Annotated in this window: 8 protein-coding genes; 5 read left to right on the forward strand and 3 right to left on the reverse strand. The window is 59.6% G+C overall.

All coding sequences use genetic code 11. The features are described from left to right. Positions 1-1,361 (reverse strand): 4-hydroxy-3-polyprenylbenzoate decarboxylase (gene ubiD, locus B2W52_RS19350; RefSeq protein WP_286803934.1); only part of this gene is annotated, 1,361 nt, incomplete at its 3' end. A gap of 246 nt (positions 1,362-1,607) precedes the next feature. Further along, the gene (gene rho / locus B2W52_RS19355) at positions 1,608-2,870 is read right to left on the reverse strand and encodes a transcription termination factor Rho (protein ID WP_008169890.1); all 1,263 of its coding nucleotides are present in this window, start codon (positions 2,868-2,870) and stop codon (positions 1,608-1,610) included. 363 nt (positions 2,871-3,233) lie between these two features. Here rho and moaB point away from each other — a divergent pair, with 363 nt between their 5' ends. From moaB to B2W52_RS19375, 4 genes are read left to right on the forward strand one after another with little or no spacing between them, the layout of a single operon-like run. Further along, positions 3,234-3,806 carry a molybdenum cofactor biosynthesis protein B gene (gene moaB, locus B2W52_RS19360; RefSeq protein ID WP_053114150.1) on the forward strand — a complete coding sequence of 191 codons (573 nt, stop codon included), beginning with the start codon at positions 3,234-3,236 and terminating at the stop codon, positions 3,804-3,806. 33 nt (positions 3,807-3,839) lie between these two features. Beyond that, positions 3,840-5,054: a molybdopterin molybdotransferase MoeA gene (locus B2W52_RS19365; RefSeq protein ID WP_273070147.1), complete on the forward strand. Its 1,215-nt coding sequence runs from the start codon at positions 3,840-3,842 to the stop codon at positions 5,052-5,054. A 2-nt stretch (positions 5,055-5,056) separates the two neighbouring features. After that, positions 5,057-5,317, forward strand: a complete 261-nt coding sequence (locus B2W52_RS19370; protein WP_053114146.1) for a MoaD/ThiS family protein — start codon at positions 5,057-5,059, stop codon at positions 5,315-5,317. Between the two features lies 1 nt (position 5,318). After that, the gene (locus B2W52_RS19375; protein ID WP_053114144.1) at positions 5,319-5,765 is read left to right on the forward strand and encodes a molybdenum cofactor biosynthesis protein MoaE; all 447 of its coding nucleotides are present in this window, start codon (positions 5,319-5,321) and stop codon (positions 5,763-5,765) included. Between the two features lie 64 nt (positions 5,766-5,829). Here B2W52_RS19375 and trxA read toward each other — a convergent pair whose 3' ends face one another. Further along, positions 5,830-6,156, reverse strand: coding sequence for a thioredoxin TrxA (gene trxA / locus B2W52_RS19380; protein WP_008169901.1), 327 nt, complete (start codon positions 6,154-6,156; stop codon positions 5,830-5,832). Positions 6,157-6,449: 293 nt separating this feature from the next. Here trxA and ppx point away from each other — a divergent pair. Beyond that, positions 6,450-7,575: exopolyphosphatase (gene ppx, locus B2W52_RS19385; RefSeq protein ID WP_286803935.1), on the forward strand; the 1,126-nt coding region annotated here is incomplete at its 3' end.

Below are 7,575 nucleotides of genomic sequence, written 5' to 3' on the forward strand. Positions count from 1 at the left end.
TTGGTGGCATCCATCCCCATTTTGGAACCCAGGCCGGATACCGGCGAGGCGAAGTCCAGGTAATCGATGGGCGTATTCTCCACCAGCGTGGTATCCCGGGTTGGATCCATCCGGGTAGTGATCGCCCAGATCACATCTTCCCAGTTACGGGCATTCACATCGTCATCCGTGACAATCACAAACTTGGTGTACATGAACTGCCGAAGAAACGACCATACCCCCATCATCACCCGTTTGGCATGGCCGGAGTACTGTTTCTTCATGGTCACCACTGCAAGGCGATAGGAACAGCCTTCCGGTGGCAGGTAAAAATCCACGATCTCCGGGAACTGCTTCTGCAGAATCGGAATAAAAACCTCGTTCAGGGCCACGCCGAGAATCGCCGGCTCATCAGGCGGGCGACCGGTATAGGTACTGTGATAGATCGGATCCCGGCGATGAGTGACCCGTTCTACGGTGAATACCGGGAAGTGGTCCACTTCGTTGTAGTAACCGGTGTGATCACCGAACGGTCCTTCCGGCGCCATATCATCCGGGTAGATGAAACCTTCCAGCACGATTTCAGCGCTCGCCGGCACCTGCAGATCGCTCAGCCCCGCCTTGACCAGCTCGGTCCGGCTGCCGCGAAGCAGCCCGGCAAAGGCGTATTCCGACAACGTATCCGGCACCGGCGTCACCGCCCCCAGAATCGTCGCCGGATCGGCACCAAGGGCCACGGCCACCGGATAGGGTTGGCCGGGATTGCTCTTCTGAAACTCCTGGAAATCCAGGGCACCACCGCGATGACTCAGCCAGCGCATGATCAGACGGTTGCGGCCGATGACCTGCTGCCGGTAGATGCCCAGGTTCTGGCGTTCTTTATGGGGCCCACGGGTAATCACCAGTGGCCAGGTCACCAGCGGCCCGGCATCGCCAGGCCAGCAATGCTGCACCGGAATCTGATACAGGTCCACCTGATCCTTTTCGATCACCACATCCTGGCAGGGCGCGGAACGCAGTACCTTGGGGCTCATGCGCATCACCTGCCGGAACAGCGGCAGTTTCTCGATGGCATCGCGGAAACCCTTGGGGGGATCCGGTTCCTTGAGAAACGCGAGGAGCTTACCGATGTCCCGAAGCGCCGTGACGTTATCCTGCCCCATGCCCAACGCAACCCGCTTCGGTGTCCCGAACAGGTTGGCCAGCACCGGCATGTCATAGCCCTTGGGGTTTTCAAACAACAACGCAGGACCACCTGCCCGCAATGTACGGTCGCAGATTTCGGTCATTTCCAGATGGGGGTCGACTTCAACGCTGATGCGTTTCAGCTCACCCAGCTTCTCCAGCTGGTCAATGAAGTCTCGCAGGTCGTTGTATTTCATCGGTTACTCCGTTCAGATATGCCAGTACTACGGAGATCGGTGGTCGCTGGACTGCTTTAAAGCAGTTGGAACAAACTGCGCGCACGTGGCATGAACGGCGGAGCCGGGGAGAACCTCCCCGGACCGTGCATTGCCAGGGATGGCAATGCCGAGCCCCCAGGGATGGGTTCACGGCGTGTCCGGGGAGGTTCTCCCCGGCTCTGCCCGCCCCCAAAACCAGAGGCGCTAGTCCTAGCTAGGAAGAGATCAACGACGCTTCATGGACTGGAAGAACTCGTCGTTGGTCTTGGTGTCCTTGAGCTTGTCCAGCAGGAACTCGATGGCGGCGGTGTCATCGTCCATGGAGTGCAGGAGCTTGCGCAGGATCCAGACCCGCTGGATATCCGCCTCGCTCATCAGCAGATCTTCGCGGCGCGTACCGGAGCTGCGGATGTTGATGGCCGGGTATGTACGCTTCTCGGCAATCTTGCGATCCAGGTGGATTTCCATGTTGCCGGTGCCCTTGAACTCCTCGTAGATAACCTCGTCCATCTTGGAACCAGTGTTGACCAGCGCCGTGGCAAGGATGGTCAGGCTTCCACCTTCTTCCACGTTACGGGCGGCACCGAAGAAGCGCTTGGGTTTTTCCAGGGCATGGGCGTCAACACCACCGGTCAGGACCTTGCCGGAGGACGGGATCACCGTGTTGTAGGCACGAGCCAGACGGGTGATGGAATCCAGCAGGATGACCACGTCCTTCTTGTGCTCTACCAGACGCTTGGCCTTTTCAATCACCATTTCAGCAACCTGCACGTGGCGGGCCGGCGGCTCGTCAAACGTGGAGGCGATGACCTCGCCGCGCACGGTGCGCTGCATCTCGGTCACTTCCTCTGGCCGCTCGTCAATCAGCAGTACCATGACATGGCACTCTGGATTGTTGCGGGTGATGGACTGGGCGATGCTCTGCATCAGCAGTGTCTTACCGGCCTTGGGCGGGGAAACGATAAGCCCGCGCTGGCCTTTACCGATGGGCGCAACCAGGTCCAGGACCCGGGAGGAGAGATCCTCGGTACTGCCGTTACCGGCCTCGAGCATCAGGCGCTCGTCCGGGAACAGCGGCGTGAGGTTCTCGAAGAGAATCTTGTTTCGGGCGTTATCCGGCTTGTCGAAATTGATCTCGCTGACCTTCAACAAGGCAAAGTAGCGCTCACCATCTTTGGGCGGGCGAATCTTGCCTGCGACCGTGTCGCCCGTGCGCAGGTTAAACCGGCGGATCTGACTCGGAGAGACATAGATGTCGTCAGGCCCTGCCAGGTAGGAGGCGTCAGCGGAACGGAGGAAGCCGAAGCCGTCCTGCAGAATTTCCAGTACGCCGTCGCCGTAGATGTCTTCGCCGCTTTTTGCGTGCTTCTTCAGGATTGTGAAGATCACATCCTGTTTGCGCGAACGAGCCAGGTTATCGAGGCCCATCTCTTGCGCAATATCGAGCAATTCGGGCACGGATTTCTGCTTGAGTTCAGTAAGATTCATAGTTTGTTGGATTTTCAGGAATGGAAGTAAACGAGTATTGGAATGACAGGGGTGCCCCTGAACGTATTGATCGTAAAAAACGCTGAACTTGGTGCTGGCCAGTTGGAGCAACCGGTGTAGATGGAGTCCGGAATTAAGGTACTGAAGCCAGAGAGTGGGAACAACCGTTCGCCGGGCAAGAGCGATCATCGGCCACCTGACTGGCGAATGTCAAGTGCACTGCACAAATTAACAGCAATTTCACGCCAAACCGGCCACAACCGGCCGCTGGCGCCTCCCCCTGATGGGTTACTCCCTTCCATTAAAAGCCCGTGATGGCGATACTGGCGTATAACAACTTTTCAACGATTATGGAGCCCATCCATGAGCAGTGTACCCAGTACCGAAATGAAACCCCTGAACGTTGCCCTGCTGACCGTCTCCGATACCCGTGGGCCTGAACAGGACACGTCCGGGCAATTTCTGGAGGACAGCGTGGTCGAAGCCGGCCACAACCTGGTCGCCCGCCGGATCCTGCCGGACGACGTCTATCTGGTGCGGGCCTTGTTGTCCGGCTGGATTGCCGATTCACAGGTGCACGCAGTGATCATTACCGGTGGCACCGGCCTGCTTGAACGAGATAGCACACCGGAGGCGGTAAGGCCTTTGCTCGACAAAACCATCGAAGGCTTTGGTGAGGAATTCCGCCGCCTGTCAGCCGCCGAAATCGGATCATCAACCGTGCAGTCACGGGCGATGGCGGGAATGGCAAACCACACGGTGATCTTCTGCCTGCCCGGCTCGACCGGCGCCTGCCGCACCGGCTGGGAAGGCATTCTCCTCAGTCAGCTGGACAGCCGTCACACACCATGCAATTTCTCGGGGCTGGTCTTGCGCAAACCCGAGAAGCCAATGTCGCGGCTCAACGAAGTCATTGGACAGCGCGCCAAGCGCTGAGGCAGAAGACATCCCGATCGGAGTTAAGACTTGATGGCCAAGCCAAACCTCACGCCCCTGGAAGATGCCCTGGACCACTTGTTGTCGGAAGCACCGGTGGTTGCGCAGATTGAAACCGTCGCACTGGCCGACTCCCTGGGCCGGGTACTTGCCGAAAACCACTATGTGCCGGCCGACGTGCCGCCGGCTGACAACAGTGCGGTGGACGGATACGCCCTGCGCAAACAGGATCTGCATGGAGACCGGCCAATACCGGTCTCGGCCCGGATTCCGGCCGGTGAAGCGCCGAAGCCCCTGGAACCCGGCACCGCTGCGCGCATCTTTACCGGCTCAGAGATTCCCGAGGGCGCCGACTCGGTGGTCATGCAGGAGCGGATTGAGGTGACGGAATCCGGCATTCTTGTACAGGCGGAAGTAGACGAAGGGCAGAATATTCGCCGCCGGGGGCAGGATCTCACCCGGGGCGATCTTGCTCTGGCAAAAGGTACACAGGTACGTCCCAATGAGATGGGACTACTGGCCTCCATGGGCGTTGCCCGGGTTGCCGTCCTGGCGCGGTTGAAAGTCGCCATTCTCTCCACGGGAGATGAGCTGGTGGACCCTGGCTTGCCGCTCGGCCCGGGCCAGATCTACAACAGCAACCGCTTCACCCTGATGGGGTTGCTCACCGAAGCCGGTTGCGAGGTCGTTCTGTGCGAAACACTCAGGGACAAGCGCGAGGCGACCCGCGAAACACTGCAGCGTGCGGCCGAGGCCGCTGACCTGGTTATCACCAGCGGTGGCGTATCCGTGGGCGAAGAGGACCACGTGCGTGCAGTGCTGGAGGAGTCAGGCAGTCTGTCGCTCTGGAAGATGGCCATCAAGCCCGGGAAACCGGTGGCTTTTGGTGCCATCGGGGGGACCCCGGTGCTGGGACTGCCCGGCAACCCGGGGTCTGTGCTGGTCACTTTCCTGATGGTGGGCATGCCCTATATCCGGAAACGCCAGGGGCGCAACCCGAAACCTCTCTCGGGCGAGCGGATACCGGCAGACTTTACCATTGACTCGCCGTCAATACGCCGGGAGTTCGTCCGGGCCCGCAAGGAATCCCGGGGATCCGGGCCGGTGGTGGCCGCCTATCCCAACCAGAGCTCCGGCATCCTGAGCTCTACCTGTTGGGCTGACGGCCTGGCCGTGGTGCCTGAAAACAGCACCGTCAGCCCCGGCGACCTGCTAACCTACTACTCGTTTGCGGAACTGTTGAGCTGACCATGAGTGATAACACGATTACAGTGCGCTTCTTCGCCCGTCTGCGCGAAGACCTGAAAACCGACCAGCTGGCTATCGACGCCAGGCCCGGCCTCACAGCGGGCGATGTACTTGCAGAGCTGGCCAGCCAGGGCGGCCCCTGGGATCAGTTGCAGGGCGACCAGCCGGTTATGATTGCGATCAACCAGGCCATGGCGAAACCGGGCGCTGAGGTGAAAGCCGGCGACGAGCTTGCCTTTTTCCCGCCGGTCACCGGAGGTTGAGATGATTTCGGTCCAGTCTGACGATTTTGATGTGGCCGCTGAATACGCGGCGCTGCGTGACAGTGGCGCCGGCACCGGCGCCATTGCAACGTTTACCGGCCTGGTGCGGGACAGCGGTGACTTGCAGGGCGTTAACGGGCTTTACCTGGAACACTACCCCGGAATGACCGAACAGGTGATCCAGGGGCTCATTGATGACGCCTCGAAGCGCTGGGATGTGCGCAGGGCCCGGGTGATTCACCGGGTAGGCAGGCTGGCGCTGTGCGACCAGATTGTCTTCGTCGGTGTGTGCAGCGCCCACCGTGGAGACGCGTTCGCGGCCTGCGAGTTCATCATGGACGCCCTGAAGACATCCGCTCCGTTCTGGAAAAAGGAAATCACCTCAGATGGAGAGCACTGGGTGGAACAGAAAGAATCCGATCGGGCGCGCTCCGAGGACTGGAAGTAACTGGCCATAAAAAAACCGCCCGTAAGCCTGGGCTCAGGGGCGGTTTCTGGTGACCTGCCTGCAATCAGAGATTGCTGTCCAGGAAAGCCGCCAGCTGGGATTTGGAGAGTGCGCCGACTTTCGTGGCGTCCACGTTGCCGTTCTTGAACAGCATCAGGGTGGGGATACCGCGGATGTTGAACTTCGGCGGGGTCTGCTCGTTCTCGTCAATGTTGAGCTTGCAGACTTTCAGTTTGCCGTCGTATTCGTCGGCAATCTCTTCAAGCACCGGGGCAATCATCTTGCAGGGGCCGCACCACTCTGCCCAGTAGTCCACCAGAACGGGGACGTCGGACTGCAGTACATCCTGCTCAAAAGAAGCGTCGGTTACATTTACGATATTTCCGCTCATTACCTTTTCCTGATTCATGCACTACTGCTGCACATCGGCATGTCCCTTTCAGGGAATGACCAGCCGGGCACAGGTGCTGTTGACTGTCGCTGAAGGCTGTCCGGGTTATACGAACAACCTTTCACCCAAATCACGGTAAGACATACTTTACGCGATTGATCAGCCGGATGTGAAGCGGTAAGAACCGATCCAGGCCTGACCCTCGTCAAATGCGCGGTTTTCCGGTTACTGACAGGCCTGAGGGATTTCGCTTATAGTACCCCGCACGTTCATCTCAAAAGGATTCCGACCACGTGACGGCCGCATCCACCGCCGAAAACGCTGCCGCCTCATCCGAGGTACTCGCAGCCATCGACATGGGCTCGAACAGCTTCCACATGGTGGTTGCCCGACTAGTGCATGGGGAAATCCGGACCCTCGAGAAGATGGGAGAAAAGGTTCAGCTCGGCGCCGGGCTGGACCAATACAACCGGCTCACTGAAGACGCCCAGGAGCGGGCCCTCGCCTGCCTGGGACGCTTCGCTCAACGGCTCAAGGGCATGCCGCCAGAGGCGGTGCAGATTGTCGGCACCAACGCGCTTCGCGTGGCGCGCAATGCCCATCAGTTCATGGCCCGGGCCGAAGAAGCGCTGGGCTATCCGGTAGAGATCATTGCCGGCCGCGAGGAAGCACGCCTGATCTATCTGGGGGTTTCACATACCCTCTCCGACGACATCGGGCGTCGACTGGTTATCGATATTGGCGGTGGCAGCACCGAATTCATCATCGGCCAGCGGTTTGAACCCCAGGAGCTTGAAAGCCTGCACATGGGTTGCGTGTCGTTCCGTAACCGGTATTTCCCGGACGGCAAGATAACCAGGCGGCAGATGGACAAGGCAGTGACCCACGCAGAACAGGAACTGCTCAACATCCGCCAGCATTACCGCTCCGTGGGGTGGCAAAGTGCGGTGGGCTCATCCGGCTCGATCAAAGCCATTGCCAGCGTATTGGCGACCCTGAAGATCACCGACGGCACCATTACCCTCGCCGCCATGCAGGAACTTCGCAAGCGGCTGGTGGACATGGGTAAAACAGAAAAACTGGGAGATCTGGGCGTACGCTCGGACCGCCAGAGCATATTCCCGGCCGGATTTGCCATCCTGATGGGGGCATTCCAATCCCTTGGTATCAAGGACATGGCGTTCGCCGATGGTGCTCTGCGGGAAGGTCTGCTTTACGACATTGTCGGGCGAATCCAGCACGAGGATGTCCGTGAGCGAACCATTTCCGCGCTTCAGGAGCGTTACCACGTTGACCAGGAACATGGCGCTGCCGTTGAGGAAACTGCCGTGGCAGCATGGCGGCAGGTTGCCGACGCCTGGGCCCTGAACACCCCGGCAGATGAAGAAGTACTGCGCTGGGCCTGCCGACTGCATGAGA

This window comes from Marinobacter sp. UBA2498 (assembly GCF_002341575.1).
Lineage (GTDB): Bacteria > Pseudomonadota > Gammaproteobacteria > Pseudomonadales > Oleiphilaceae > Marinobacter > Marinobacter manganoxydans.